This is a genomic window from Noviherbaspirillum aridicola, assembly GCF_019656455.1.
Taxonomy (GTDB): Bacteria; Pseudomonadota; Gammaproteobacteria; order Burkholderiales; family Burkholderiaceae_D; genus Noviherbaspirillum; species Noviherbaspirillum aridicola.
In genome coordinates this window covers 25,557-51,747 of sequence record NZ_BPMK01000006.1, presented here as the reverse complement: position 1 = coordinate 51,747, position 26,191 = coordinate 25,557, and the positions used below count along the sequence as shown (strand labels likewise).

The window sequence follows — 26,191 nt, the reverse complement described above, 5'->3', positions numbered from 1 at the left end:
AATGCCTCAGCCTACTTCTGTTCGGTCTGCGCCTCGGCAGAGGCGGTGAACGGTTTCAGGATCTCGACCTTGTGCTTCTTCTTCAGGGCGTCGAGGTAGGCCTCGACCTCCTGCTGCGCGAGCGCACCCGCGATCTGCTGCTGCTCGTTCTGGCGACGCGCGGCGTCGGGTTGCGCCGGCTGCGAGACCTTGTTGATGCGGTAGACGCCGTAGCCGCGGCCGCCGAGTTCGACGCCGACGAAGGCCGGCAGCTTGGATGCGTCGGCTTTCATCACGGCCGACAGCGCCTGCGCCTCGATGGTCGGCGTCTTCACGCGGGACACGGTCTTCGGCTCGGAGAAGCCCTTGACCTCGCCACTGCTCCGGACGTCAGCCAGCCTGGCCTCGCCGGCCTTGCGTGCCAGTGCGAGCGCCTCTTCCTGCGTCACGCGTTCGCGCACGATGTCCTTGACCTCGTCCAGCGGACGGCGGGTGACAGGCTTGTAATCCACGACGCGGCCCGCGATCAGGGTATTCGGCGCAACTTCCACCGCTTCGGTATTGCGCTTGTTCTTGATCGCTTCATCCGAGAACAGCGCGGCAAGGAACTTCGGATGGTTGACCGGCGCGTTCTGCGCGGGGTCCGCCTTCGGCGCGCGGCTCAGGCCCTCGGCGGTCTGGATTTTCAGGTTCAGCTTGTCCGCCGCCGGCTTCAGGCTGTCGGCCTGCTCATACACCAGGTCGCTGAACTGCTCGGCCATCTCCGCGTACTTCTTCTGCGCGAGCTGCTTCTTGATCTCCGCGGCGATCTCGCCCTTGACCTGGTCGAAGCTCTTGGCCTGCGCGGGCTTGACCTCGGTGAGCTGGATGATGTGGAAGCCGAAATCCGATTCCACCACGTTGCTGATCTCGCCCTTCTTGAGCTGGAACACCGCATCCTCGAAGGGCTTGACCATCATCCCCTTGCCGAAGAAATCGAGATCGCCGCCACGCTCCGCGGAACCCGGATCCTGAGAGTTTTCCTTCGCGAGCCTGGCGAAGTCGCCCGGCGTCTTGCGCACCTGCGCGAGCAGCTGCTCGGCCTTCTGCTTCGCCGCGGCCTTGTCCACGCCCTCGCCCGTCTTGATCAGGATGTGGCTGGCGCGGCGCTGCTCTTCCTCGGTGTAGCGCTGTGCATTCTGGTCATAGTAGGACTTGATGTCCGCTTCGCTGACGCTGATCTGGGAGGCGACGGCATCGCTGTTGAGCACGAGGTACTCGGCCTTCACCTGTTCAGGCACCTCGAACTGGCTGCCGTTCTTTTCATAGTAGGCCTTGAGCATGTCGTCGGTGACCTTGACCTGGGAGGCGTAGTCCGAGGTCTTGAACAGCAGTTCCTGGACTTCCCGCTCCTGGTCGTTCAGATCGGACAGGCGGGCCGCGGTCGTATTGGGCGCGAACGCGCTGCCCTGCACCGCCGCACTGATCTGCTGCAGCGCCAGGTCCTGACGCAGCCGCGCCTCGTACATCGCGGGCGTCATGCCCTGTGCCGCCAGCAGCGACTTGTAGCGCTCGAGATCGAACTTGCCGTCGGCGCCGGTCAGGCCGGGCGTGGCAAGTATGGTCTGCTGCAGAGCCTGGTCGCTCACCGCGAGCTTTTTGTCCGCGGCCTCGGCCGCGATCACGCGCTGCGCGATCAGGCCGTCGAGGATGTTCTGGCGCGCCTCGGGTGTGTCGAGCATCTTGGGATCGAACTGCGGGCCGAACGTCTGGCGGAAGCGCTCCATCTGCTCCCGCTGGGCCATCTCGAATTCCTGCTGCGTGATCGCTTTACCGGCAACCTTGGCGATCGCATTGTCGCCCTCGCGGAAGCGGGTGTAGCCTTCCAGCCCGAAGAAAGCAAACGACGGGAAAATGAACAGCAGCAGCAGAAACTGCATCAGGCGCTGGTGCGTGCGAATGAAATCAAACATGGTCAGTTCACGGACAAATTGCAAAGCAGGCGTTCTGCGGCAGACTTCGCGTACGCCTCGCGCACGACTGCAACGAAGGTCGCAGTGTAATCCGAAGCCACATACAAAAAAAGGCGAACTTTCGTTCGCCTTTCTCTGTTTTCTTGGCGGAGTGGACGGGACTCGAACCCGCGACCCCCGGCGTGACAGGCCGGTATTCTAACCGACTGAACTACCACTCCTGAAACTGGTACCGCATCGCATGGCTGATGGTGGGTGCTGACGGGGTCGAACCGCCGACCTACGCCTTGTAAGGGCGCCGCTCTACCAACTGAGCTAAGCACCCTTCGCACTTAGTCAGCCACGCCCCGCGTTTGTCACCACGCGGGAAAAACGAGATTATATAGGATCTCCACGAAAGTTGCACTACCCAATCACCGTGAATCCTTGCACGACTGAAAGCGGCAAAAAAGAAAGCGCTCCGAAGAGCGCTTTCTTGCCGTCCCGCAGGATGGTGAATCAGTGCTTCACGAGTGCCGGGTCAGCCTGGCTGGGCTGGGCCACGGCCGACTCCACCGTAGCGGCCTCGACGTCGGTCAGCGGCTGCGGCTGACGCTCCAGCGCGACTTCCAGCACCTTCTCGATCCAGCGCACCGGGATGATCTCCAGCTTGTTCTTCACGTTGTCCGGAATGTCAGCGAGATCCTTGACGTTCTGCTCGGGAATCAGCGCAGTCTTGATGCCACCGCGATGCGCCGCAAGCAGCTTTTCCTTCAGGCCGCCGATCGGCAGGACTTCGCCGCGCAGCGTGATCTCGCCGGTCATCGCGACGTCGGCACGGACCGGGATGCCGGTCAGCACGGACACCAGTGCGGTGGTCATGGCGATACCGGCGGACGGACCGTCCTTCGGCGTCGCACCTTCCGGCACGTGGATGTGGATATCGGTCTTCGAGAACACTTCGCTCTTGATGCCCAGCCGCTTGGCGCGGCTGCGCACGACCGTGCGCGCTGCCTCGATCGATTCCTTCATCACGTCGCCGAGCGTACCTGTGCGGATCACATCGCCCTTGCCGGGCATGGTCATCGCTTCGATCGTCAGCAGATCGCCGCCGACTTCGGTCCATGCAAGGCCCACGACCTGACCGATCTGGTTTTCCTTTTCCGCCACGCCGAAGTCGTAGCGGCGCACGCCGAGGAACTTGTCCAGGTTCTTGGACGTGACCACGATCTTGCGATCCTGCTTCTTCAGCAGCAGCATCTTGACCACCTTGCGGCAGATCTTCGACAGTTCGCGCTCCAGCGAGCGCACGCCCGCCTCACGGGTGTAGTAGCGGATGATGTCGCGGATCGTCGCTTCCGGCACCGAGATCTCGTCTTCCTTCAGACCATTGTTGGTGATCTGCTTCGGCAGCAGATAACGCATGGCGATGTTGGCCTTCTCGTCCTCGGTATAGCCGGACAGGCGAATCACTTCCATCCGGTCGAGCAGCGCCGGCGGAATGTTCAGCGAGTTCGAGGTGGCGACGAACATCACGTCCGACAGGTCGAAGTCGACTTCGATGTAGTGGTCGGAGAAGGTGTGGTTCTGCTCCGGATCCAGCACCTCCAGCAGGGCCGACGACGGGTCGCCGCGGAAGTCCTGCCCCATCTTGTCGACCTCGTCGAGCAGGAACAGCGGATTGCGCACGCCCACCTTCGACAGGCTCTGCAGGATCTTGCCCGGCATGGAACCGATGTAGGTACGACGGTGACCGCGGATCTCGGCCTCATCCCGCACGCCGCCCAGCGCCATGCGCACGAATTTGCGGTTCGTCGCGCGTGCAATGGACTGGCCGAGCGAGGTCTTGCCGACGCCCGGAGGGCCAACCAGGCACAGGATAGGCGCCTTCACCTTTTCCACGCGCTGCTGCACCGCGAGGTACTCGAGGATGCGTTCCTTGACCTTTTCCAGGCCGTAGTGCTCGCCTTCGAGCACCTGCTCGGCGTTGGCCAGGTCATTGTTGATCTTCGACTTCTTCCGCCACGGCAGACCGATCACGGTCTCGATGTAGTTGCGCACGACGGTGGCTTCGGCGGACATCGGCGACATCAGCTTGAGCTTCTTGAGCTCGGACTGCGCCTTTTCGCGCGCTTCCTTCGGCATCTTGGCGGCGATGATCTTCTTCTCGAGTTCTTCGAGATCGGCACCCTCTTCGCCCTCGCCGAGTTCCTTCTGGATGGCCTTGACCTGCTCGTTCAGGTAGTACTCGCGCTGCGACTTCTCCATCTGGCGCTTGACGCGGCCGCGGATGCGCTTCTCGACCTGCAGGATGTCGAGTTCGCCCTCGAGCTGGCCGAGCAGGTGCTCATGGCGCTTGGCCACGTTGAAGATCTCGAGAATGACCTGTTTTTGCTCAAGCTTGAGCGGGAGATGCGCTGCTATGGTGTCGGCTAGGCGACCCGCGTCGTCGATCCCCGCAAGCGACGTAAGAATCTCGGGCGGGATCTTCTTGTTGAGTTTGACGTACTGGTCGAACTGCTGGACGATCGCGCGGCGCATCGCCTCCACTTCCGACTCGTCGCCCGGCTCGGATTCGACCGGGGTCAGGTCGGCGGCAAAGTGGGTGTCGAGTTCGAGGATGCGGTGGATGCGGGCACGCTGGGCGCCTTCGACCAGGACTTTCACGGTCCCGTCCGGCAGCTTGAGCATCTGGAGGATATTGGCGACGCAACCGATCTGGTAGATGTCGTTGGCAGACGGCTCATCCTTGGCGGCGGCCTTCTGCGCGGCGAGCATGATGCTCTTGCCCTGCTCCATGGCTGCCTCAAGCGCCTTGATCGACTTGGGACGGCCCACGAACAGCGGGATCACCATATGCGGAAAGACTACAACGTCCCGCAACGGCAAGAGCGGCAGTTGGGTGTGTTCAGTAACGGTTGTGGAAGTCGTCATGGCGAACCTTATGTAATAGCCTGGGATTGATGTAGGCGCGTCGGCGCGAATCTCAAGTCCAGGCGGCAAGAAAAAACAGGTGTTTCATAAAACGCAATAAAAAAAGCCACACGCGAAGTCGCCCTCGGGTGGCCTTTTTTCAGAAGCCTGAAGTGATTCCTGTGCTTCAAATTGCGTGGCTTCCAGGAAAAAACGGGCTTGAATCAAACTTCATCAAATGCATCGGTCCTTATTTAGCCCCCGAAACCTTGGGTTGCTCGTGATAGATCAGCAGCGGCTTCGCCCCGTTGACAATCGTGTTTTCGTCGATCACGACCTTGGCAACGTTCTGCTGGCTGGGAAGCTCGAACATCACTTCGAGAAGCGCGTGTTCGAGGATGGAGCGCAGTCCGCGCGCACCGGTCTTGCGTTCAAGTGCCTTTCGCGCAATCGCATGCATGGCTGCCGGCCTGACCTCAAGCTCCGCGCCTTCCATCTGCAGCAGTTTTGCATACTGTTTTATCAGCGCATTCTTGGGTTCAAGCAAGATTTGGATCAGGGCTTCCTCGTTTAGTTCACTCAGGGTCGCGACCACCGGCAGACGTCCCACCAGCTCGGGAATCAGGCCGAACTTGATCAGATCCTCGGGCTCGACCTCGAGCAGCATCTCGCTCGCGTTCCGCTCGGCCTGGCTCTTGACGCTGGCGGCGAAACCGATCCCGCTCTTCTCGGAACGGTTGGAGATGATCTTGGCGAGTCCGTCGAAGGCACCGCCGCAGATGAACATGATGTTGGTGGTGTCGATCTGGACGAAATCCTGGTTCGGATGCTTGCGTCCGCCCTGGGGAGGAACCGATGCCATCGTTCCCTCGATGAGCTTCAGCAACGCCTGCTGCACGCCTTCACCCGAGACGTCGCGGGTGATCGACGGGTTGTCGGACTTGCGGGAGATCTTGTCGATCTCGTCGATGTAGACGATGCCCTTCTGGGCCTTTTCCACCTCGTAGTTGCAGTTCTGCAGAAGCTTCTGAATGATGTTCTCGACATCCTCGCCGACGTAGCCGGCTTCGGTGAGCGTGGTCGCATCGGCGATCACGAACGGCACGTTCAGCATCCGCGCGAGCGTCTGTGCGAGCAGGGTCTTGCCCGAACCGGTCGGGCCGATCAGCAGGATGTTGCTCTTCGCAAGCTCGACGTCATCCTTCTTGCCCAGATGCTTGAGGCGTTTGTAGTGGTTGTACACCGCCACCGACAGGATGCGCTTGGCGGTCTCCTGCCCGATCACGTACTGGCCGAGCAGTTCGAAAATCTCCTGCGGCGTCGGCAGGTCCGACTTTGCGCCGGGGACTGCCTCCACGCTGGAGGCTTCGTCGCGAATGATGTCATTGCACAGGTCGATGCACTCGTCGCAAATGAAGACCGAGGGACCTGCGATCAGTTTCTTTACCTCGTGCTGGCTCTTACCGCAGAATGAGCAGTAAAGCAATTTTTCGCCGCTGGAGGATTTTTTGTCAGACATAGAGCTTGGTTTGGGTGAAGAGTGATCTGATATTACCTGCGAAATCCGGATTCGTCACGACGCTCCTCAAGAATTCTGAGGAACGGAAACTCTTCCGTCGCCATAAAACAAAACGCCCGGACGGCATGCGGTCCGGGCGTTTTTCGCGAGGACAGCCGCCTCAGGCGCGAGAACTCAGCACCTTGTCAATCAATCCATACTCGGCCGCTTCCGCAGCAGACATGAAGTTATCTCTGTCCGTATCCTTGCTGATTTGTTCCACGGTCCGGCCGGTTTTTTCAGCCAGAATGTTGTTCAGCCGGTCGCGCAGATACAGGATCTCGCGCGCCTGGATTTCGATATCGGATGCCTGGCCCTGGGCGCCGCCCAGAGGCTGGTGAATCATGATACGCGAATTCGGCAGGGAGTAACGCTTGCCCTTGGCACCCGCCGCGAGCAGGAAGGCGCCCATCGAGGCGGCCAGTCCGGTGCACAGCGTCGACACGTCCGGCTTGATGAACTGCATGGTGTCGAAGATCGCCATGCCGGCCGAGACGGATCCGCCAGGGGAGTTGATGTAGAGGGAGATGTCCTTGTCCGGATTTTCACTCTCCAGGAACAGCAGCTGGGCGACGACCAGGTTGGCCATCTGGTCGTTGACCGGCCCGACCAGGAAGACCACCCGCTCTTTCAGCAGGCGCGAATAGATATCGTACGCGCGCTCGCCGCGGCCGCTCTGTTCAATCACCATCGGCACCAGACCGAGCATTTCAGTGTCGAGTGCGGAGTTCTTCATGTTGCCTGACATGTGCTTTCCTTTTGGAGAGTGCACCAAGCTGCTTAGGCCTGTGCGTTATTGCCCATCAATTCGTCGAAGCCAACGTTCTTCTCGGTGACCTTCGCTTTGCCGAGTACGTAGTTAACGACGTTTTCTTCCAATACAAGGGCTTCCACTTCCGAGAGGCGGCGACGGTCGCTGTAGTAGAACTTCAGAACCTGCTGCGGATCCTCGTAGCTCTGTGCGAATTCCTCGACCTGTGCCTTGACCTGGTCGGCGGTCGCTTCGAGCTGGTTTGCCTTGACGATCTCGGCCAGGATCAGGCCCAGGCGCACGCGACGCTCGGCCTGGGCGGTGAACAGCTCGCGCGGGAACGGCATGTCCTTGACGTTCATGCCGCGCTGGGCCATGTCCTGGCGCGCCATCTCGACCAGGCGGTCGACGTCCTGCTCGACCAGCGCATTCGGCACATCCAGTTCGGACACCTTGATCAGGGCATCCATCACGCTGTCCTTGGTGCGCGAGCGGGTGCGGCCCTTCACCTCGCGCTCGAGGTTGGCCTTGATATCGTCGCGCATCTTCTGCAGGTCGCCGTCGGCGATGCCGAGAGACTTCGCGAATTCGGCATCGACTTCGGGCAGGTGCGCCCATTCGATCTTCTTCATGGTGATGGTGAACTCGGCGGTCTTGCCGGCCACGTCCTTGCCATGATAGTCCTCGGGGAAGCTCAGCGGGAAGGTCTTGGACTCGCCGACCTTGAGGCCGATGGCGGCTTCTTCGAATTCCTTGAGCATGCGGCCTTCGCCGAGCACGAACGGGAAATCCTCAGCCTTGCCGCCCTGGAATTCCACGCCGTCGATCTTGCCGACGAAGTCGACGGTCACGCGGTCGCCGTTCTGTGCGGAGGTGTCGGCACCGCCGTCGCCGTGGGCGCTCTGCTCGCCCTTGACGTGGTAGTGCACGCGCTGCTTGCGCAGGATGTCGATGGTCTTGTCGACCTCGGCATCGGTGATTTCGCAGACCGTCTTTTCGACTTCGACGCCGGACAGGTCGCCGATCTTCACGTCGGGATAGACTTCAAAGGTGGCGTCGAACGCGACCACGTCTTCGCCGGCGCCGGTCTTCGGCTCGATCTTCGGGAAACCCGCGACGCGCAGGTTGTTCTCGCTGGCGGCTTCGTTGAAGGCGCGGCCGACCTTGTCGTTCAATACTTCAGTCTCAACCTGGTAGCCGTACTGCTGCGCGACCATCTTCATCGGCACTTTGCCCGGACGGAAGCCGGGAGCCTTGGCGGTGCGCGCGCGGACCTTCAGGCGCTTTTCCACTTCCGTCTTGACGTCGGCCAGCGGCACGGTGATGGTCATGCGGCGCTCAAGTTTTTCCAGGGTTTCGACTGCAGTTGCCATGTGAGATGTCCAAAAATGAAAGATTCTATGGTGCGAGGAGGGGGACTCGAACCCCCACACCATTGCTGGCGTCAGGACCTAAACCTGGTGCGTCTACCAATTTCGCCATCCTCGCGGGAATGTAGCATCGCTTGCTTGCGTTGATTTGTACAAAAGCAAAGGGCGACCCTGAAGTGAATACCTGATGGTCGCCCTGCTTCGTTAGTAGCTCTTCAACTTCAACCGCGCATTTTACTTCATTTTTTTGTGCCGCTGTCCCGTTTTTGAGTACCGGCGCCTGCCGGCGCTGCGGCATTCAGGGAATGACGGCGACTTCGCCCTGGGGCCTGCGCACCCTGAACCATGCCGCATAGAGCGCAGGCAGGAACAGCAGCGTCAGCGCGGTGGCGACGATCAGGCCGCCCATTATCGCGACCGCCATCGGTCCCCAGAATACCGAGCGCGAGAGCGGAATCATCGCCAGCACGGCCGCGGCCGCGGTGAGGATGATCGGACGGAAGCGCCGCACCGCCGACTCCACGATCGCGTTCCAGGGTTCGGCGCCCGCCTTGATGTCGTGCTCGATCTGGTCGATCAGGATGACCGAGTTCCGGATGATCATGCCGAACAGGGCGATGACGCCGAGCTGGGCGACGAAGCCGAACGGCCGCTGCAGGAGCAGCAGCGCCAGCGCCGCGCCCGCGATGCCGAGCGGTCCGGTGAGGAACACCAGCAGCGAACGCGAGAAGCTGTGCAGCTGGAGCATCAGCAGCGTGAAGATGATGAAGATCACCAGCGGCACGTTGGCCGCGATCGACTCCTGGGCCTTGCCGCTGTCGGCGGCCGCGCCAGCGAGTTCGATCCGGTAACCGGCCGGGAGGTCCTGCGAGAGCTTCTGCAGCTCGGGCAGTATCTGGCTGGAGACGGTCGGCCCCTGGATGCCGTCGACCACATCGGACTGCACCGTGATCGCCCATTCCCGGCCCTCGCGCCAGACCACGCCGGGCTCCCAGACAAAGGCGACGCGCGCGACCTGCGCCAGCGGCACGGCACGCCCGCCCGACGTCGGCACGTTGGCTTCCTTGAGCGCGCTGATGGTGCCGCGCTCCTCGACCGGCTGCCGCATCACGATATCGATCAGCTTGTTGCTCTCGCGGTACTGGCCGATGGTGGTCCCGGTGAGGACCGTGTTCACGGTGCGCATCACCGACTGCGAGCTGACGCCGAGCGCGCGCAGCTTGTCCTGGTCGAGATCCAGCCGCAGCACCTTGACCGACTCGTTCCAGTTGTCGTTGACGCCCACGGTGTTGGGATTGGCGCGCATGATCTCCGTGACCTGGTCGGCAATCGCCCGGACCTTGCCGACCTCGTAGCCGGTCACCCGGAATTGCACCGGATACGGCACCGGCGGACCATTAGGCAGCAGCTTGACGCGGCCCCGCACCTCTGGGAAATCCTGCCTGAAGGCCTCGGTGATTTTCAGGCGAAGCGCTTCGCGGGCCCGCAGGTCTCTGGCCAGCACCACGATCTGCGAGACGTTCGTCTGCGGGAATATCTGGTCCAGCGGCAGGTAGAAGCGCGGGCTGCCGGTGCCGACGTAGGACGTCACGCTTTCAACGCCGTCCTGGCGGGAGATGAAGGCCTCGAACTTCCGGGCCTGGGCCTCGGTGGCGGCGAAGGAGCTTCCCTCGGGCAGCCACAGTTCGACCATCAGTTCGGTGCGGCTGGAGTCGGGGAAGAACTGCTGCTCGATGAAACGGAAGCCGAACAGGCCGAGCATGAACAGCCCGAGCGTGATCAGGATGGTGGTCTTGCGCCATTCCACGCACCAGTTCACCAGCTTGCGGAAGCGGGAGTAGAAAGGCGTGTCGAACAATTCATGCTGGCCATCGGCATTGGTGGCCGGCTTGACCTTGAGCAGCACATAGCCGATGTACGGCGTGAAGACCACGGCCACCACCCAGGAGATCAGCAGCGCCAGCGCATTGACCGAGAACATGGAAAACGTGTACTCGCCCGCCGCCGACTTCGCCAGACCGATCGGAAGGAAACCGGCCGCGGTGATCAGTGTCCCGGTCAGCATGGGCATGGCGGTCGAGGTGTAGGCGTAGGTCGCGGCCTCGAAGCGTGACAGGCCCTCTTCCATCTTCCGCACCATCATCTCGACGGCGATGATGGCGTCGTCGACCAGCAGGCCGAGCGCGATGATGAGCGCGCCGAGCGATATCTTGTGCAGGTCGATGCTGAGAATGCGCATGAACAGGAAGGTCACCGCCAGCACCAGCGGAATCGTGAGCGCCACCACGAGTCCCGGCCAGATGTCGATGCGAAACGGCCGGGTATGCAGGCCGAGCGCCAGAAAGCTGACCGCAAGCACGATCAGCACCGCCTCGGCGAGCACTTTCAGGAATTCATTCACCGAGGACGCCACCGCCCTGGGCTGGTCCGACACCCGTTCGAGGGAAATGCCGACCGGCAGCTTGCCGGCAATCTCCGCCACCGTGGCGTTGAGATTGCGTCCGAGCGCGATGATGTCGCCGCCCTTCTCCATCGAGATGCCGAGGCCGATCACTTCCTTGCCGTTGAAGCGCATCTTGTCCTGCGGCGGGTCGCGGTATTCCCGCCTGACCGTTGCGAAGTCGCCGAGCCGGAACGTGGTGCCGCCGGCCCGCAGTTCGAGGTTCTCGAGATCGCGGGCCGACATGAGGGCACCCGTCACGCGTACCTGGAGGTTGTCGGTCGGTGTCACCAGCACGCCGCTCGCCTCGACCGCGTTTTGCGCATTGATCTGGGCGACGACGGCATCGAAGGGGATGCCGAGCTGGGCGAACTTCTTGTGCGAAAACTCGATGTAAAGCTTCTCGTCCTGGACGCCGAACAGCTCCACCTTGGACACCGACGGCACCTTGAGGAACTGCTGGCGCACGAAGTCGGCGTAATCCTTCACCTCGGCGTAATTGAAGCCGTCGCCGGAGAGCGCGAAGATGGAACCGTAGGTGTCGCCGAATTCATCGTTGAAGAACGGGCCGATGACACCGGCGGGTAAGGTGGCGCGGACGTCGCCGATCTTCTTGCGCACCTGGTACCAGGCTCCCGGCACGTCCTTGGGCGGCGTCGACTCCCGCAGCTGCAGGATGATCAAGGTCTCGCCCGGCTTGGAATAGCTGCGGATCTTGTCGATGTAGGGCGTTTCCTGCAGCTTCTTTTCCAGCTTGTCGGTGACCTGGTCGGCCATCTGCAGCGCGGTGGCGCCGGGCCACATCGCCCGTACCACCATCGCGCGGAAGGTGAATGGCGGGTCTTCGTCCTGGCCGAGCTTGCTGTAACTGAGAATGCCGCCGATCAGCAGCGCGACGATCAGGTAACGGGTGAGCGGAATGTGTTCGAGAGCCCAGCGCGAGAGATTGAAACCGCCTCTCATTTGGCCGCTCCGTTGGCGGCGACCGACTCTTCGCCCAGCAGCTTCACCTTCTGGCCGGGCCGCAGCTGATTGACGCCGGCGGTGACCACGGTTTGTCCCGCGCTCAGTCCGCCGGATACCAGGACTTCATTGCCGGCGGTGCCGGACACCTGCACCGGGACCTGTCTGACCGTGCCGTTTTCGACCACCCAGACGCTGGTGCCGGACTTGTCCTGGTGGAGCGCGGTCAGCGGCAAGCGGATCGCGTTGTCGGCCGACGCGGACTGGAAGCTGACATAGGCGGTCATGCCGAGACGGATGTCGTCGGTCGCGCCCGGGATGGCAATGCGCGCGGCATAGGTGCGGGTGGCCGGATCGGCGACCGGCGAGAGTTCGCGGAGCTTGCCGTCGAAGCTGCGGTCGGGCTGCGCCCAGGTGCGGATGGAGATGTTCGTCGCCTTGCGCAGTGCGTCGACCTGGTCCTCGGGAATGCCGATCACGACTTCCTTTTCGCCGAGCTGGGCGACGCGCACGACGGGCGTGCCGGCCGCGACCACCTGGCCCACCTCGGCATCGACGCCCGTCACCACGCCGTCGGCGTCGGCCACGAGCACGGCATAGCCGGCCTGGTTGGATTGGTTGCGGAAGGCGGCCAGGGCCTGGTCATAGCTCGCCTGGGCCGAACGGAAGGCGGTCTCCTTGCTGTCGAGGACCGCCTGGCTGACGAAGTTCTTCTCGCGCAGCTCCTGGTAGCGCTTGAGTTCGGCGCGCGCGAGATCGCGGTTGCTTTCGGCGGCCTTGAGCCCGGCATTCGCCTGGGCCTGCGCGAGCTGCAGGTCGCGCGGGTCGAGCTGCATCAGCACCTGGCCGCGCCGCACCGAGGCGCCAACGTCGACCTTTCGCTCCGTGATCTTGCCGCCGACCCGGAACCCGAGGCGCGATTCCACCCTGGCCCGGACTTCGCCCGAGAATTCGCTGCCGCCGGCCACGCTGCCCGTGGCAACCCGGACGACCCGCACCGGCCGGATATCCTCGGCCTTTTCCACCTGCTTGCTGCAGGCCGACAGCGCCAGGGCTCCGGCAAGCACGATCAGGGACAGACGCGCGCGGGGACTGCGGGACGAATTGCGGGGATTCGGGGAGGCCACTTTTTTTCCTTTACTATGCGGGCTCGCGCTTGCCGCCATGCTGTCGCCCGCGGCAAACATTACTGACTCAAGGGTTAGTAATTATAAGCAGGGCTTCCCGTTTTGCATATGACTTTTTAGTCAGTTAAAGAAATGCCTGTCGAACACTATGAGAATTTTCCGGTGGCGTCCCTGCTGCTGCCGGCTCGCCTGAGGCCGCCGGTCGAGGCGGTCTACGCTTTTGCCCGCGGCGCGGACGACATTGCCGACGAAGGCGATGCCACGCCGGAGGAGCGGCTGCGCGAACTGGACCGCTACGAAACCGCGCTCGACCGCATCGCCGCCGGTACGCCCGACGCCGCCCCGCCCTTCGGCGCGCTGGCCCGCGCGATTCGGGAATACGACCTGCCGCTGCAACCGCTGCGGGACTTGCTGTCCGCCTTCCGCCAGGACGTCGTGACCAAGCGCTACCGCACTCACGCCGAACTGCTCGACTACTGCAATCGTTCAGCCAACCCGGTCGGCCGCCTGATGCTGCATCTTTACGAGCAAGCGGACGCCCGCAACCTGCGCGACGCCGACGCGATCTGCACCGCGCTGCAGCTGATCAATTTCTGGCAGGACGTGGCGGTCGATTGGGAGAAGGGCCGGATCTACCTGCCGCAGGAAGACATGGCACGCTTTGGCGTGAGCGAGGATTGCATTGCGCGCGGCGACTGCAATGCGGCATGGCAGTCGCTGATGCGCTTCGAGGTGGCGCGCGCGCGGGCGCTGATGCTGTCCGGCGCGGACCTACCCCTGCGTGTGCGGGGGCGGATCGGATGGGAACTGCGGATGGTGATTCAGGGCGGACTGCGCATTCTGGAGCGGATCGAAGCGGCCGGTCATGACGTCTTCCGGCGCCGTCCCCGGCTCGGCGCCTGGGACTGGCTGCTGATCGGCTGGCGCGCGCTCCGAATGAAAATGGGTTTGTCGCGCAGCACCCAACTCGGCTAGGATAGCGGGTTTATATACAGCCATCCCCCGCCTACATGTCGCCGGACGAATACTGCCAGCAGAAAGCCGTACAAAGCGGCTCGAGTTTCTATTACAGCTTCCTGTTCCTGCCGGCGGAACGGCGGCGCGCGATTACCGCGCTCTACGCATTCTGCCGGGAGGTGGACGATACCGTCGACGAATGCACCGACGTCACGGTTGCCCGCAACAAGCTCGCCTGGTGGCGCAAGGAAATCCATGCGATGGCCGCCGGCACGCCGTCGCATCCCGTCACGCAGGCGCTGCACCCCCACCTTGCCGCCTACTCGCTGCAGGAGCAGCATTTGCAGGCGATCATCGACGGCATGGAGATGGACCTCGACCAGACCCGCTATCTCGACTTCCCAGGCCTGAAGCGCTACTGCTGGCATGTGGCGAGCGTGGTCGGCATCCTGTCGGCGAGCATCTTCGGCGCCAGCCGTCCCGAGACCCTGCAATATGCCGAGAAGCTCGGGCTGGCGTTTCAGCTCACCAATATCATCCGCGACGTCGGCGAGGATGCGCGCAAGGGCCGCATCTACCTGCCGGTCAACGAACTACAGCAGTTCAACGTGACCGCCGCCGACATCCTCAATGCCCGGCACAGCGAGAACTTCGAGAAGCTCATGCGCTTCCAGGCCGAGCGCGCACGCTCGCTCTATGCGGAAGCTTTCGCCCTGCTGCCCCGGGAAGACCGCCGCGCCCAACGGCCGGGGCTGATGATGGCCGCCATCTATCGCGCCCTGCTCGACGAGATCGAGCATGACGGTTTCCACGTGCTCGAACGCAAGGTCTCGCTGACGCCGATACGCAAGCTCTGGCTGGCCTGGAAGACCTACGTGTTCGGCTGATGCGCCGGATCGCGGTCATCGGGGGCGGCTGGGCCGGCTGCGCGGCGGCGGTGGCACTCTGCAGGCGCGGCGACGCGCGGGTCACGCTGTTCGAAGCGTCGCGCGCGCTGGGCGGACGCGCGCGCCAGGTGAACCTGGACGGCATGGCGCTCGACAATGGCCAGCACATTCTGCTCGGCGCCTACACGGAGACGCTGCGGCTGATGCGGGAAGTCGGCGTCGATCCCGGCCAGGCGCTGCTGCGACTGCCGCTTCAGATGCGCTATGCGCCGCACGCCGGCGGCATGGATTTCGTCACCTGGCGCCTGCCCGCGCCGTTCCACATGCTGGCCAGCCTGCTGTCCGCCCGCGGCCTCGCCGCGGGCGACAAGCTCGCGCTCGCACGATTCACCTCGGCGGCGCGCTGGATGGGCTGGCGCCAGGACCGGGACGGCAGCGTGAGCGAACTGCTCGACCGCTTCGACCAGACCGAACGGCTGGTCACCCTGATGTGGCGTCCGCTGTGCATCGCCGCACTCAACACGCCGCCGGAGCGGGCCTCGGCGCAGGTTTTCCTGAACGTGCTGCGCGACAGTCTCGGTGCAAGCAGGCGCAGCGCCTCGGACATGCTGGTGCCGCGCGCGGATCTCGGCGCCCTCTTCCCGGCGGCGGCCGCAGATTACATCGCGCGTCACGGCGGCGAGGTCCGGCTCGGCTCGGCCATCAAGCGGCTGCGCCGGTCCGGCGATGCCTGGCTGCTGTCCTCCGCCGCCGGGCCTGACGCGGCTTTCGACGATGTGATCGTCGCCACCGCGCCGCATCATGCGGCCGGCCTGCTGGAAGGCCTGATCGACACGGCTCCGCTGGCGGCGATGCAGTACGAGCCGATCACCACCTGCTATCTCCGCTACGGGGACGACTGCAGCCTCGGCCATCCGATGTTCGCGCTGGTGGACGACGGCGCGCGGGCGCACTGGGGGCAGTTCGTGTTCGACCGGGGCATGCTGGATGAGCGGCAGCGCGGTCTGCTGGCGGTGGTCGTCAGCGCCTCGTCCGAGGCGATCGCGCAGGGACATGAGGCGCTGGCCGCGGCGATCGCGAGCCAGCTCGCGCAATCCTTCGGCATGCCTGTGCTGGAGCATCCGCACTGGTCGAAAGTCGTCAGCGAAAAACGCGCGACCTTCGCCTGCCGCCCGGATCTGGCGCGCCTGCCGAACGACACCGGCCTACCCGGCCTGCTGCTGGCAGGCGACCATACGACGGGCGACTATCCAGCCACGCTGGAAGGCGCGGTACGCAGCGGGCTGGCGGCCGCCGCGCTGCTTTAGCAAACAGCGCGCCGGTCAGTCGACGTCGCGCACCCGGTTGAGGGCTTCGTCGATACGCTCGACATCGATCACTTTCAGCCCCTCGATCTGCTGCTTCGGCGCATTCGACTTCGGAATCAGTGCCATCGAAAAACCGAGCTTGGCCGCTTCCCGCAGGCGCTCCTGTCCGCGCGGCGCCGGGCGGATCTCGCCCGCCAGGCCGACTTCCCCGAACACCACCAGCCCGCGCGGCAGCGGCCGGTTGCGCATCGACGAGTGGATCGCGAGCAGCACGGCGAGGTCGGCAGCGGGTTCGGTGATCTTCACGCCGCCCACCGCATTGATGAAAACATCCTGGTCGAAGGCCGCGATCGCGGCGTGCCGGTGCAGGACGGCGAGCAGCATGGCCAGCCGGTTCTGCTCCAGGCCGACCGAGAGCCGGCGGGCATTCGGCACATGCGAGGTATCGACCAGCGCCTGGATTTCCACCAGCAGGGGGCGCGTGCCTTCCTGCGTCACCATCACGCAGGAACCCGGCACCTGGTTGTCGTGCTGGGACAGGAATAGCGCGGACGGATTGGAGACGCCCTTGAGTCCCTTTTCGGTCATCGCGAATACGCCCAGCTCGTTGACCGCCCCGAAACGATTCTTGAATGCACGCACCAGGCGGAAGCTGGAATGGGTATCGCCTTCGAAATAAAGCACGGTGTCGACGATGTGCTCGAGCACGCGCGGCCCGGCGAGCGCGCCTTCCTTGGTCACATGACCGACCATGATGATGGTGATGCCGGACTGCTTGGCGACACGCGTGAGCTGGGCGGCGCATTCGCGCACCTGCGCCACGGACCCGGGAGCCGAGGTCAGCGCATCCGAATAGATGGTCTGGATGGAGTCGATGACCGCCACCTGCGGCTTGTGCTCCGCCAGCGTGTTGAGGATTTTCTCGAGCTGGATTTCGGCCTGCAGCTGCAACTCCCTGGCGTCGATCGCGAGGCGCTTCGCGCGCAGCGCGATCTGCGAGCCCGATTCCTCGCCGCTGACGTAGAGGGTTTTCTTGACGCGGGAGATATTGGCCAGGGCCTGCAGCAGCAGCGTCGACTTGCCGATGCCGGGATCGCCGCCGATCAGCACGACGCCGCCGCCGACCAGCCCGCCGCCGAGCACGCGATCGAATTCATCGATGCCGGTGCCAAAGCGCGGCACATCGATCGCCTCGATGTCGGCCAGGCTCAGCACCGGCGAGGTCTGGGCCAGCCCCTGGTGCTGCCCCGAGAAACGGTTGCCGGCCGCCTCCACCAGCGTCTCCACCAGTGTGTTCCACTGCCCGCACGACGGGCACTGGCCGGCCCACTTGCTGGTCACGCCACCGCACTCGGTGCAGGAGTAGTTCGTCTTCTGCTTGGCCATTCAGCCGCCATCCTTTTCGCTTGATTCAGTCTTCCGCCATCCGTACCCGGGGCGCGACCGCGCACATCAGTTCATAACCGATCGTTCCGGCGGCACCGGCCACCTCGTCGATCGGCAGCGACCGCCCCCACAGCTCCACCCTGCTGCCGACACGCGCCTGCGGCACGGGCGTCAGGTCGACCGTGATCATGTCCATCGACACGCGGCCGGCAATCACGGTACGCACGCCGTCCACGATGACCGGGGTGCCGGCCGGCGCATGGCGCGGATATCCGTCGGCATAGCCGCAGGCAACCACGCCCACCGTCATCGGCGCAGTCGCGGTGAAGCGGCTGCCGTAACCGATGCTCTCGCCTGCGGCCACCTGCTGCACGCCGATGATTTCGCTCTCCAGCGTCATGGCCGGCTCCAGCCCGTATTCGCGCGCGCTCCGCCCGCCGGGCGTGGCGCCGTAGAGCATGATGCCGGGGCGGACCCAGTGCGACGCCAGTTCGCGGCAGGCCAGCACGGCGGCGGAATTCGACAGCGACCGCTCGCCCGGCAGGCCCTCAGTGCCCGCGGCAAAACGCGACAGCTGTTCACGCAGCGGCAGACCGGGGTTGAGCACGTCGTCGGCATTGGCGAAGTGCGTCATCAGCGTGATGTTGCCGACCGCGGGCAGCGCGCGCAGGCGCTCCCATGCGCCCCGGAATGCGGCGGGCGTGAAGCCGAGCCTGTTCATGCCGCTGTTCATCTTCAGGTGAACGTCGACCTTCATGCCGGGCTCGGCGCGCGCCAGCATGTCGATCTGTTCATCGCAATGCACGGCCGTATCGATCTTCAGCCGGGACAGCAGCGGCAGGTCGGACGCGTCGAAAAAGCCTTCGAGCAGCAGAAGGCGCTTTTGCCAGCCCAGTTCGCGCAGCCTGGCCGCGGCCTCGGTTTCTATCATCGCCAGCCCGTCGGCATCATCGAAAGCGCGCATCGCCCGCTCGAGTCCGTGGCCGTAGGCATTGGCCTTGACCACCGCCCAGACCTTCGAGGCGGGCATGCATTGCCGGGCGACCCGGAGGTTATGACGCAGTGCGGAAAGATGAATGGTGGCAGTGATCGGTCTGGGCATGGGCGTGGCGGATGTTGGCAAGAACGAAGCAAATCAAGCAGTTATTTTACCGGACAGCCCTGCTTTCCCTCCCAGCAAATCCCCGGTGGGCTCAGGGATTCATGGTATAAAGCATGCCGGAAACAGATGAAGCGGATTGGCACGACTCAATATGCGGATGAATCGCGGGTTTTACACCATCATGGCGGCGCAGTTTTTTTCTTCGCTCGCCGACAATGCATTGCTGATCGCGGCCATCGCTCTGTTGACAACCATGAATTCCCCGGCATGGATGACGCCGCTGCTCAAGCTGTTCTTCGTGCTGTCCTACGTGCTGCTGGCCGCCTTCGTCGGCGCCTTCGCCGACTCCCTGCCCAAGGGTCGGGTGATGTTCATCACCAACCTGATCAAGATCGCGGGCTGCGCGATGATGTTCGCCGGCCTGCATCCCCTGCTGGCCTATGCGGTCGTCGGCTTCGGCGCCGCCGCTTATTCTCCCGCCAAGTACGGCATCCTGACCGAACTTCTGCCGCCTGAAAAACTGGTGGCGGCGAACGGCTGGATCGAAGGGCTGACGGTCACCTCCATCATCCTGGGTACGGTCATGGGCGGCGCCCTCGTCAATTCCCGCGTGTCCGCCGCCCTGCTCGGCTTCGATTTCCCCATGCTCGACCTAGGCATCGACACCGCGGCCGAAGCGGCGCTGACCGTCATCACGGTCACCTACCTGATCGCCGCCGCCTTCAACCTGCGCATCCCTGACACCGGCGCGCGCTACCCGCACCAGGAACGCAATCCGATACGCCTGATCGCCGATTTCGCCGGCTGTTTCACCACCTTGTGGAAGGATAAGCTGGGACAGATTTCGCTGGCGGTCACCACGCTGTTCTGGGGAGCGGGCGCGACGCTCCAGTTCATCGTGCTCAAGTGGGCGGAAAAATCGCTCGGCATGGCGCTCGACAAGGGCGCCATCCTGCAGGGCGTATTCGCGGTCGGCGTGGCGGTCGGCGCCACCGCGGCAGCGCGCTTCGTCCCCCTGCGCAAGGCGCTGACCGTCATGCCGCTCGGTGTCGCAATGGGTGTGATCGTGATGACGATGACCCTGGTCAAGAGCGTCTGGGTGGCCTATCCGCTGCTGGTGCTGATCGGTGCGCTGGCCGGTTATTTCGTGGTGCCGATGAACGCGCTGCTGCAGCATCGCGGCCATGTGCTCATGAGCGCGGGCCACTCGATCGCGGTCCAGAATTTCAACGAAAACCTGTCGGTGCTGACCATGCTCATGCTGTACGCGCTGATGGTCAAGCTCAACCTCGATATCAACTTCGTGATCGTGCTGTTCGGCCTGTTCGTGGCCGGGATGATGTTTGTCACCATGCGCCGGCATGATGCCAACCAGCGCCAGTTCGACTCGCTCTCGCTGATCGGCGAGCACAAGCACTGATCAGGGCGCTTCCCTTCGCGCGGCGGCGCGTTCGCGCCAGTCATCCGGAACGATGAAGCCGCGGTCCGCCTCCAGCAGATCCGCGCCTTCCCGGCGCAGCAGCGCGACCAGCACAGGCGCCGACGAGGCGCCGAACAGCGCCCCGAGGTTCGCCGCCAGCGCCCCGGCATCGGGAAAGACGGCGTCTCCCTCTTCCACCCGTGCGGGCGCCAGCCAGCGCAGGCGCGGCAGCACCATGAAGGCGTCGGCGCGCAGCGCGGCCACGTGGGCGAGCGGCCGCCAGAACCCGCGGCAGTGTCCGGTTGCAATGCCCGGCGGGCACTCGGGCGTGCATTCCTCGTAAAACAGCCACCCCTTCACCAGCGCCTGCGCCTGGACGACCGGCAGCGGAAGCCGCGCAGCGGGATGCGCGGACAAGGCAAGCTGTTGCTCCATGATCTTGCGCACCTTGGCGCCCAGTGTGTCGGCCAGTCCCGGCCCGACGAAATAATCCGCATGCCGGCCGTGCCCGCCCGACTCGAGCAGATACAGCTTGGTCGCGAACTCCCAGTGCACGAGAGCGTCGCCCCGCCGCAGCAGAAAATCGAACTCGCCTATCGTCTCGCCCTGGCCGGCCCGTACCTGCACGCCGTGCGCGTACAGATCGTCGCGATGCTGCAGGTACCATGCCAGCAGTTTCTCCGCATACCGTCCGAGGCGGGTGAAGGGCTGGATGTCGAGGAATTCGTGCAGGGCGTGCGGCGACTGGTCCTGCGCGCCAAGCCAGGTTCGCGTCGCCTCGTCCGCCTGCGGCAGGCTGGCGATCCTGCCCTGCCAGCGCGGCGCCGCGGCGTCCAGCAGGTTGGGTGCATCCAGCAGCCAGGCCAGATCGCGCACGTGCCGGTCGTGCAGCCAGTGCCAGCGCCGGTGAAACCCGGCCTGGTATCCGGTCTGCGCTTCAGTCGGCGGCGGCATAGGTCGCCGTCGCCAGACACAGGTCTTCCCAGGCCTTTCTCTTCTCGGGCAGGTTGCGCAGCAGGTAGGCGGGATGATAGGTGACGATCAGCGGCAGCCCGGCGTACCGGTGTACCTTGCCGCGCAGGCGGGATACCGGTGTATCCGGGTCGAGGCCGAGCAGTGACAGCGCCGCGGTCTTGCCGAGCGCAACCAGGACGGTCGGACGGATCAGCGCAATCTGGCGCTCGAGATACGGCAGGCAGGCGGCCGCCTCATCCGGCGCCGGTGGCCGGTCGCGCCCGCTGTCGTCGGTCGGGCGGCATTTGACGACATTGGCGATGTAGGCATTCTCGCCGCGACGCAGGCCGATGGCCGCCAGCATGTTGTCGAGCAGCTTGCCGGCCTGGCCGACGAAGGGTTCCCCCTGCAGGTCCTCGTTGCGTCCCGGCCCCTCGCCGATGAACAGCCACTTTGCCTTTTCATCGCCGACGCCGAACACGGTATGCGTGCGTCCCTGGCACAGGCCGCACTTGACGCATCCGGCCACGCTGGCCTTGAGCGCCGTCCAGTCCATCTCCGCCACGAGCGGCGCGGGAGGCGCCGACGGCGCAAGCGGCGCGGCATCGGCGATCGCCTCTTCCGGGGCGACCGCGGGCTGCAGGCCGACGCTCTCGCCCGAGGCATCCCGCCGCAGCCAGACCGGGCCAAGTCCCATCTCCTCGATGAACAGGGCGGTGCGTTCATTCATAGCGGCAGCCTCATCACGATTGCATCCTCGCGGGTGCCGCCCGCAGCCGGGTAATAGCCTTTGCGCCGGCCGATCTGCGCAAAGCCGTAGCGCTCGTAGATCGCCTGGGCGCGCGGATTGGACGGCCGCACTTCCAGCAGTACCGAATTCATGCCCTTCTCGCGGGCGATGGCGGCGACCCGGTCGAGCTGCATGCGGCCGATGCCGCGTCCGTGCAGATCGCGGCGCACGCTGATGTTGAGCAGGTGCGCTTCGTCGACGGCGAGCATCAGCAGGAAATAGCCGACCAGCTCGCCGGCCTCGGCGCGCAGCGTCCAGCATTCGTAGCCGGTGTAGAGCGAGTCGAGGAAATTGCCCCGGGTCCAGGGATGCGGATAGACGTCTTTTTCTATCGCCAGCACTTCCGGCAGGTCATCCACCTGCATGCGCGCAAAGCGCAGCGACGCCGGCTCGGGCGATTGCGCGCTGACCCGATAGACCGCACTCATGCCGCCGACCTCGCCATGCGCTCCGCGGTGGTCAGCGCCACCTTGTTGCGCAGATAGACCGGCTGCGCCTGCCAGGCGTCCAGTGCACGCCCGGCGGCGAGATCCCGCTCCGCCAGCACCGCGACTTCGGCGGCATGCGGCACGATGCCCGGCCTCGCATCGACGATCAGCTTCTGGTCGGCGAAAGCCGGGGCATAGGCGGCAAGCCCGTTGCCGCATGCCGTCACTTCGCCCGAAGGCCGCACATCGGACGCGGCGCTCAGCGTCGGCTCGACCACGACTTCCCAGCCGTCGGCATAGCGGTACTGGGCCCAGTAGACTTCATCCATGCGCGCGTCCAGCACGGCCAGCACCTCGCACGCGTTGTGCTGACGCCGGCAGGCCTCGGCCATCGCCAGCAGGGTCCCCACGGGGATGATGCGCAGGCCGGCGCCGAAGGCCAGGCCCTGGGCCACGCCGCAGGCGGTACGCACGCCGGTGAACGATCCGGGGCCGGCGCCGAACGCGATGACATCGCAGCCGGCGACCGTCAGCCCGGCCTCGCGCAGCGCCGCCTGCGCCAGCGGCAGCACGGCCTGCGAGTGCGTCTGCACGCCCGCGGACTCGCGCGAAATCAATTGCCCGTCCCGCAGCAGGGCGACGGAGGCAAGATCGGCGGAAGTTTCAATCGCAAGAATGGTAGGCATGGCCGGTATTCTACCTGCCGCCACCCTAAATTCGGACCCGCGGCTGCCGTAAACGGAGAACAGGATAAGGAGAAATCCATGGACGTGAACAATATTGCGGGCGTGGCAACGACCATCGCCGATACCAATACCCGCGAAGCGATCGCGGTGACCGTCCAGCGCCGGGCGATGGATATCCAGGCCAGCAGCGCATCCGCCCTGCTCGCCGCGCTGCCGCCGGTGACCAAGCCCAACCTGCCCGCCCATCTCGGCCAGAACATCGACACCAGCGCCTGAGCCGACGCGGAAGCGGCGCCGCCGGCAGGCTTCCCTTACAATAAGGCTCCCTGCCGTTCCCCGAGTTTTCATGTCTGACAACGGAATCACGCTCGACCAGAGCAATCATGCCCGGCTGGCCGACTGGCTTGAACAGGACAACTGGGTCATCGCCTGCCTGTGCGCCGCATGGTGCGACACCTGCCGCGGCTATCGCGAGGGCTTCGACCGCCTGGCGGCAAAGCATCCCGACAAGCGCTTCGTGTGGATCGACATCGAGGACGAGGCCGACTTCATCGGGGACATCGACGTCGAGAACTTCCCCACCCTGCTGATCCAGCGCGGCGACCAGGTCGCCTTCTTCGGCACCGTGCTGCCCGATCCCGGCGTGGCCGACCGCATCATCGGCGCGCAGGCCGAAAGAAGCGCCGCCGACCTCGAGCGCGACACGGCATCGTCGGCGGAGCGGCGGGCCTGGCAGCGCGACTGCAACCTGCGCGCCCGGCTCGCCGCCGAGTGATCACATCGTCTTGATGAAATAGAACACGGTCAGCATCAGCCCGACCGCGATGATGAAGCGGCGCAGCCAGAGCGCCGGCACGCGGCGCGCGATCGACGCGCCCCAGTAGCCGCCGATGGTGGCGGTGGCCAGCATCACGACCGTGTGCGGCCAGCTCACCGCGCCGGCGACCACGAAGGTCAGCACCGTGACGCTGTAGATGATGGCCGACAGCAGGTTCTTGATCGCGTTGATCTCGTGCACATCCTCGTGCCCCGCCATCGCCAGGCTCGCCAGCATCAGGATGCCCATGCCCGCGCCGAAGAAGCCGCCGTAGACCGACACCACCGCATGGCCGGCAAGCGAGGTCGCCGTATTGCCCGGCGCCGCCTTCTCGCCCCGGCGCAGCAGCGCGGAGATCCTGCCCGAGAAGGCGAACAACAGCGTTGCGAACAGCAGCAGCCATGGAATCAGGCGGGAGAACGTTGCATCCTTGGTCGCCAGCAACAGCAGGCCGCCGCCGACGCCGCCGATGAGCGAGACCACGCCGAGCGGGATCAGGTAGCGCTTGTAGCGCGCCAGCTCCTTGCGGTAGGCCCAGGCGCCCGACAGGCTGGCCGGCCACAGGGCGACGGAGTTGCTCGCGTTGGCCGCCACCGGCGGCACACCGACCGCGAGCAGCGCGGGGAAGGACAGGAAGGTGCCGCCCCCCGCCACCGAATTCATCGCTCCCGCGCAAAATGCCGCCAATCCCACCAGCGCGATCTGCCACCAGCTCATTTATTCTCCCTCAGTTTCTTCTTTACGAAATCCAGCATCGCCTTCATGTCGCGCCCTTCGGCGTCCGGCTTCACGCCCAACTCCTCCAGCGGCGCCGCCGCGCGGTTGACCCAGAACGTCGTGTAGCCGAACCAGGCAGCGCCGCATACATCCCAGCCGTTGCTCGACACGAACAGCATGTTCTTCGGCGACAGCCCGAATACATCGGGCGCCATCTGATACGCCTCGGGCGCGGTCTTGTATTTCTTCACCGCGTCGACCGACAGGATGTGGTGAAAAATGCCCTCCATGCCCGCCGCGCTCACCGCCGACTCCAGCATCTGCGGGTTACCGTTGGACAGTATCGCGAGCTTCAGTCCCATGTCCTTCAGCTTGCGCAGCACACCCAGGTTCTCGGGGAAGGCCTGCAGCCGAGCGTACTGCCCCATCAGCGCGTTCTGCGCATCCAGGGTCAGGTCGAGGCCGAGCCTGCGGCATGCGAATACCAGCGCGTCCTGGGTCACTTCCCAGAAAGGCTTGTAGGTCGAGCACATGGTGCGCAAGCGGGTGTATTCGATCTGCTTGTCGCGCCACAGCTCGGCCAGCGATGCGCCGCGTCCCGGAAAACGCTTCTCCGCGAGCGCCGAGATCGAATAGACATCGAACAGGGTTCCATAGGCGTCGAAGACGATAGCGTGCAGTGTCATGGCTTATCCGGGTAGTGCGGCGAGTATATTAGAGAAGTTTTCATCCAAACCAGCACGAACAATCATTTGATTATTGCGTTTTAGTATCAAATGCTCTACCTTTGGCGGATGGACCATTTCAAGCAGATCTCCACCTTCGTCGAAGTCGCCGCGCGCGGCAGCCTGTCGGCGGCGGCCCGGGCGGAGGGCATCGCGCCCGCGATGATCGGACGCCGGCTCGACGCACTGGAAGAACGCCTCGGCGTCAAGCTGCTACAGCGCAGCACGCGCAAGATCGCGCTCACCGACGAAGGGCTGTCCTTCCTCGAGGATTGCCAGCGCATCCTGGCCGAGCTCGAGGATGCGGAATCGGCCGTCTCCGAACGCAGCGCGAAAGCAAGCGGGCATCTGCTGATTTCCGCGCCCGCCGGCTTTGGCCGTCAGCATGTGGCACCGCTGATTCCATCCTTCCTGGCACAGCATCGCGACGTGAGCGTGACACTCAACCTGAACGACCGGGTGGTCGACCTCATCGGCGAAGGCGTCGACGTCGCCATCCGCATCGCCGCGCTGTCGGACTCGAGCCTGATCGGGGTCAAGCTCGCCGACAACAAGCGCGTCGTGGTGGCCGCGCCCTCTTATCTCCGCCGTCGCGGCGTACCCCGCTCGCTCGACGATCTCGCCGGACACAACTGCCTCGCCATCAGCAGCGAAGGCAGCCAGCGCGGCTGGACCTTCCGCCAGAACGGCAAGAACGTCACGCTCAAGGTGGGCGGCAACATGGTATGCAACGACGGCGCGGTACTGCATGAATGGGCGCTGGCGGGCGAAGGTCTGGCGTGGCGCTCGATGTGGGAAGTGGGCAGCGCGATCGAGTCGGGCGCCCTCGTGACAGTGCTGGATGAGTTCGCCGCCCCGGGCAACGACATCTACGCGGTATTCGCTCAGCGCCGGCATCTGCCGCTGCGCATCCGCGTCTTCGTCGACTTTCTGCGGCATGCCTATGCGCGGCCGGAATACTGGCGCAGATAAAAAAAATCCCC

22 protein-coding genes, 3 tRNA genes and 1 pseudogene are annotated in these 26,191 nt (G+C 64.5%); 8 read left to right on the top strand and 18 right to left on the bottom strand.

The features are described 5' to 3' along the window. Positions 1–11 precede the first annotated feature (11 nt). From NCCP691_RS07755 to NCCP691_RS07710, 10 genes are all read right to left on the bottom strand, one after another. Complete coding sequence (locus NCCP691_RS07755; RefSeq protein ID WP_220807693.1) at positions 12–1,931, bottom strand: SurA N-terminal domain-containing protein; 1,920 nt, start codon at positions 1,929–1,931, stop codon at positions 12–14. A gap of 144 nt (positions 1,932–2,075) precedes the next feature. Further along, positions 2,076–2,152 (bottom strand) — tRNA-Asp (locus NCCP691_RS07750). A 28-nt stretch (positions 2,153–2,180) separates the two neighbouring features. Beyond that, positions 2,181–2,256 (bottom strand) — tRNA-Val (locus NCCP691_RS07745). Between the two features lie 173 nt (positions 2,257–2,429). Continuing rightward, positions 2,430–4,766, bottom strand: a complete 2,337-nt coding sequence (lon, locus tag NCCP691_RS07740) for an endopeptidase La (protein ID WP_373870335.1) — start codon at positions 4,764–4,766, stop codon at positions 2,430–2,432. A gap of 307 nt (positions 4,767–5,073) precedes the next feature. Further along, positions 5,074–6,342: an ATP-dependent Clp protease ATP-binding subunit ClpX gene (gene clpX, locus NCCP691_RS07735; RefSeq protein WP_220807691.1), complete on the bottom strand. Its 1,269-nt coding sequence runs from the start codon at positions 6,340–6,342 to the stop codon at positions 5,074–5,076. A 160-nt stretch (positions 6,343–6,502) separates the two neighbouring features. Further along, entirely contained in the window at positions 6,503–7,129 is a 627-nt protein-coding gene (gene clpP / locus NCCP691_RS07730) for an ATP-dependent Clp endopeptidase proteolytic subunit ClpP (RefSeq protein ID WP_274387226.1), read from the bottom strand. 32 nt (positions 7,130–7,161) lie between these two features. Then, positions 7,162–8,505 (bottom strand): trigger factor, encoded by a 1,344-nt coding sequence (gene tig, locus NCCP691_RS07725; RefSeq protein ID WP_220807689.1) that lies wholly within the window; start codon positions 8,503–8,505, stop codon positions 7,162–7,164. Positions 8,506–8,533: 28 nt separating this feature from the next. After that, positions 8,534–8,620 (bottom strand) — tRNA-Leu (locus tag NCCP691_RS07720). Positions 8,621–8,800: 180 nt separating this feature from the next. Beyond that, the gene (locus tag NCCP691_RS07715) at positions 8,801–11,905 is read right to left on the bottom strand and encodes an efflux RND transporter permease subunit (RefSeq protein ID WP_220807688.1); all 3,105 of its coding nucleotides are present in this window, start codon (positions 11,903–11,905) and stop codon (positions 8,801–8,803) included. Next, positions 11,902–13,032 carry an efflux RND transporter periplasmic adaptor subunit gene (locus NCCP691_RS07710; RefSeq protein WP_238482353.1) on the bottom strand — a complete coding sequence of 377 codons (1,131 nt, stop codon included), beginning with the start codon at positions 13,030–13,032 and terminating at the stop codon, positions 11,902–11,904. Before NCCP691_RS07710 ends, NCCP691_RS07715 begins: the two co-directional genes overlap by 4 nt. Positions 13,033–13,164: 132 nt before the next feature. Between NCCP691_RS07710 and hpnC the strand changes: the two genes are divergently transcribed. Genes hpnC through hpnE form a run of 3 tightly spaced genes read left to right on the top strand, consistent with a single transcriptional unit; the run spans position 13,165 to position 16,183 of the window. Next, entirely contained in the window at positions 13,165–14,007 is an 843-nt protein-coding gene (gene hpnC, locus NCCP691_RS07705; RefSeq protein WP_220807686.1) for a squalene synthase HpnC, read from the top strand. A gap of 35 nt (positions 14,008–14,042) precedes the next feature. Continuing rightward, the gene (gene hpnD / locus NCCP691_RS07700; RefSeq protein WP_220807685.1) at positions 14,043–14,876 is read left to right on the top strand and encodes a presqualene diphosphate synthase HpnD; all 834 of its coding nucleotides are present in this window, start codon (positions 14,043–14,045) and stop codon (positions 14,874–14,876) included. After that, complete coding sequence (gene hpnE / locus NCCP691_RS07695) at positions 14,876–16,183, top strand: hydroxysqualene dehydroxylase HpnE (RefSeq protein WP_220807684.1); 1,308 nt, start codon at positions 14,876–14,878, stop codon at positions 16,181–16,183. The genes hpnD and hpnE overlap by 1 nt, the downstream gene beginning before the upstream one ends. A 15-nt stretch (positions 16,184–16,198) precedes the next feature. Here the strand turns inward: hpnE and radA are convergent, their stop codons facing one another. After that, a complete protein-coding gene (gene radA / locus NCCP691_RS07690; RefSeq protein WP_220807683.1) occupies positions 16,199–17,569 on the bottom strand; it encodes a DNA repair protein RadA in 1,371 nt (456 codons plus the stop codon). A gap of 25 nt (positions 17,570–17,594) precedes the next feature. Next, positions 17,595–18,671, bottom strand: a complete 1,077-nt coding sequence (alr, locus tag NCCP691_RS07685; protein WP_220807682.1) for an alanine racemase — start codon at positions 18,669–18,671, stop codon at positions 17,595–17,597. Between alr and NCCP691_RS07680 the strand changes: the two genes are divergently transcribed. Both NCCP691_RS07680 and lplT read left to right on the top strand, forming a co-directional pair. Continuing rightward, the gene (locus NCCP691_RS07680; RefSeq protein WP_220807875.1) at positions 18,646–18,801 is read left to right on the top strand and encodes a hypothetical protein; all 156 of its coding nucleotides are present in this window, start codon (positions 18,646–18,648) and stop codon (positions 18,799–18,801) included. The genes alr and NCCP691_RS07680 overlap by 26 nt on opposite strands. Positions 18,802–18,828: 27 nt before the next feature. Next, positions 18,829–20,091 (top strand): lysophospholipid transporter LplT, encoded by a 1,263-nt coding sequence (gene lplT, locus NCCP691_RS07675; RefSeq protein WP_220807681.1) that lies wholly within the window; start codon positions 18,829–18,831, stop codon positions 20,089–20,091. On the opposite strand, the gene NCCP691_RS07670 is transcribed toward lplT, so the two are convergent. The 4 genes and pseudogenes from NCCP691_RS07670 to tsaB all read right to left on the bottom strand — a co-directional run bounded on the left by NCCP691_RS07670 (position 20,092) and on the right by tsaB (position 22,949). Next, positions 20,092–21,045, bottom strand: coding sequence for a DUF1853 family protein (locus NCCP691_RS07670; protein WP_220807680.1), 954 nt, complete (start codon positions 21,043–21,045; stop codon positions 20,092–20,094). Further along, positions 21,029–21,667 (bottom strand): annotated as a pseudogene (locus tag NCCP691_RS07665) (uracil-DNA glycosylase); the annotation flags it as partial. The pseudogene NCCP691_RS07665 and the gene NCCP691_RS07670, both read right to left, overlap by 17 nt. A 104-nt stretch (positions 21,668–21,771) precedes the next feature. After that, positions 21,772–22,263: a ribosomal protein S18-alanine N-acetyltransferase gene (gene rimI / locus NCCP691_RS07660; RefSeq protein WP_238482352.1), complete on the bottom strand. Its 492-nt coding sequence runs from the start codon at positions 22,261–22,263 to the stop codon at positions 21,772–21,774. After that, the gene (tsaB, locus tag NCCP691_RS07655) at positions 22,260–22,949 is read right to left on the bottom strand and encodes a tRNA (adenosine(37)-N6)-threonylcarbamoyltransferase complex dimerization subunit type 1 TsaB (RefSeq protein ID WP_220807678.1); all 690 of its coding nucleotides are present in this window, start codon (positions 22,947–22,949) and stop codon (positions 22,260–22,262) included. The genes rimI and tsaB overlap by 4 nt, the downstream gene beginning before the upstream one ends. A gap of 78 nt (positions 22,950–23,027) precedes the next feature. Between tsaB and NCCP691_RS07650 the strand changes: the two genes are divergently transcribed. Both NCCP691_RS07650 and NCCP691_RS07645 read left to right on the top strand, forming a co-directional pair. After that, the gene (locus NCCP691_RS07650; protein ID WP_220807677.1) at positions 23,028–23,225 is read left to right on the top strand and encodes a YjfB family protein; all 198 of its coding nucleotides are present in this window, start codon (positions 23,028–23,030) and stop codon (positions 23,223–23,225) included. Between the two features lie 70 nt (positions 23,226–23,295). Beyond that, complete coding sequence (locus NCCP691_RS07645) at positions 23,296–23,724, top strand: thioredoxin family protein (RefSeq protein WP_220807676.1); 429 nt, start codon at positions 23,296–23,298, stop codon at positions 23,722–23,724. Here NCCP691_RS07645 and NCCP691_RS07640 read toward each other — a convergent pair whose 3' ends face one another. Continuing rightward, on the bottom strand, positions 23,725–24,483 hold the full coding sequence (locus NCCP691_RS07640; protein ID WP_220807675.1) for a sulfite exporter TauE/SafE family protein: 759 nt from the start codon (positions 24,481–24,483) through the stop codon (positions 23,725–23,727). After that, the gene (locus NCCP691_RS07635) at positions 24,480–25,169 is read right to left on the bottom strand and encodes a haloacid dehalogenase type II (RefSeq protein ID WP_220807674.1); all 690 of its coding nucleotides are present in this window, start codon (positions 25,167–25,169) and stop codon (positions 24,480–24,482) included. Before NCCP691_RS07635 ends, NCCP691_RS07640 begins: the two co-directional genes overlap by 4 nt. A 108-nt stretch (positions 25,170–25,277) precedes the next feature. Between NCCP691_RS07635 and NCCP691_RS07630 the strand changes: the two genes are divergently transcribed. Next, positions 25,278–26,180: a LysR family transcriptional regulator gene (locus NCCP691_RS07630; protein WP_220807673.1), complete on the top strand. Its 903-nt coding sequence runs from the start codon at positions 25,278–25,280 to the stop codon at positions 26,178–26,180. The last annotated feature ends 11 nt before the right edge of the window (positions 26,181–26,191 follow it).

Excerpts from the sequence above, each read along its gene's own strand:
- NCCP691_RS07630 (WP_220807673.1), top strand. The coding sequence starts at position 25,278 with ATGGACCATTTCAAGCAGATCTCCACCTTCGTCGAAGTCGCCGCGCGC.
- lon (WP_373870335.1), bottom strand. The coding sequence starts at position 4,766 with ATGGTGATCCCGCTGTTCGTGGGCCGTCCCAAGTCGATCAAGGCGCTT.
- NCCP691_RS07645 (WP_220807676.1), top strand. The coding sequence starts at position 23,296 with ATGTCTGACAACGGAATCACGCTCGACCAGAGCAATCATGCCCGGCTG.
- NCCP691_RS07680 (WP_220807875.1), top strand. The coding sequence starts at position 18,646 with ATGGTGGCAGTGATCGGTCTGGGCATGGGCGTGGCGGATGTTGGCAAG.
- NCCP691_RS07640 (WP_220807675.1), bottom strand. The coding sequence starts at position 24,483 with ATGAGCTGGTGGCAGATCGCGCTGGTGGGATTGGCGGCATTTTGCGCG.
- NCCP691_RS07670 (WP_220807680.1), bottom strand. The coding sequence starts at position 21,045 with ATGCCGCCGCCGACTGAAGCGCAGACCGGATACCAGGCCGGGTTTCAC.
- NCCP691_RS07715 (WP_220807688.1), bottom strand. The coding sequence starts at position 11,905 with ATGAGAGGCGGTTTCAATCTCTCGCGCTGGGCTCTCGAACACATTCCG.
- tig (WP_220807689.1), bottom strand. The coding sequence starts at position 8,505 with ATGGCAACTGCAGTCGAAACCCTGGAAAAACTTGAGCGCCGCATGACC.
- NCCP691_RS07650 (WP_220807677.1), top strand. The coding sequence starts at position 23,028 with ATGGACGTGAACAATATTGCGGGCGTGGCAACGACCATCGCCGATACC.
- clpX (WP_220807691.1), bottom strand. The coding sequence starts at position 6,342 with ATGTCTGACAAAAAATCCTCCAGCGGCGAAAAATTGCTTTACTGCTCA.
- alr (WP_220807682.1), bottom strand. The coding sequence starts at position 18,671 with ATGCCCAGACCGATCACTGCCACCATTCATCTTTCCGCACTGCGTCAT.
- hpnD (WP_220807685.1), top strand. The coding sequence starts at position 14,043 with ATGTCGCCGGACGAATACTGCCAGCAGAAAGCCGTACAAAGCGGCTCG.
- hpnC (WP_220807686.1), top strand. The coding sequence starts at position 13,165 with ATGCCTGTCGAACACTATGAGAATTTTCCGGTGGCGTCCCTGCTGCTG.
- hpnE (WP_220807684.1), top strand. The coding sequence starts at position 14,876 with ATGCGCCGGATCGCGGTCATCGGGGGCGGCTGGGCCGGCTGCGCGGCG.
- NCCP691_RS07755 (WP_220807693.1), bottom strand. The coding sequence starts at position 1,931 with ATGTTTGATTTCATTCGCACGCACCAGCGCCTGATGCAGTTTCTGCTG.
- rimI (WP_238482352.1), bottom strand. The coding sequence starts at position 22,263 with ATGAGTGCGGTCTATCGGGTCAGCGCGCAATCGCCCGAGCCGGCGTCG.
- clpP (WP_274387226.1), bottom strand. The coding sequence starts at position 7,129 with ATGTCAGGCAACATGAAGAACTCCGCACTCGACACTGAAATGCTCGGT.
- radA (WP_220807683.1), bottom strand. The coding sequence starts at position 17,569 with ATGGCCAAGCAGAAGACGAACTACTCCTGCACCGAGTGCGGTGGCGTG.
- tsaB (WP_220807678.1), bottom strand. The coding sequence starts at position 22,949 with ATGCCTACCATTCTTGCGATTGAAACTTCCGCCGATCTTGCCTCCGTC.
- NCCP691_RS07635 (WP_220807674.1), bottom strand. The coding sequence starts at position 25,169 with ATGACACTGCACGCTATCGTCTTCGACGCCTATGGAACCCTGTTCGAT.
- lplT (WP_220807681.1), top strand. The coding sequence starts at position 18,829 with ATGAATCGCGGGTTTTACACCATCATGGCGGCGCAGTTTTTTTCTTCG.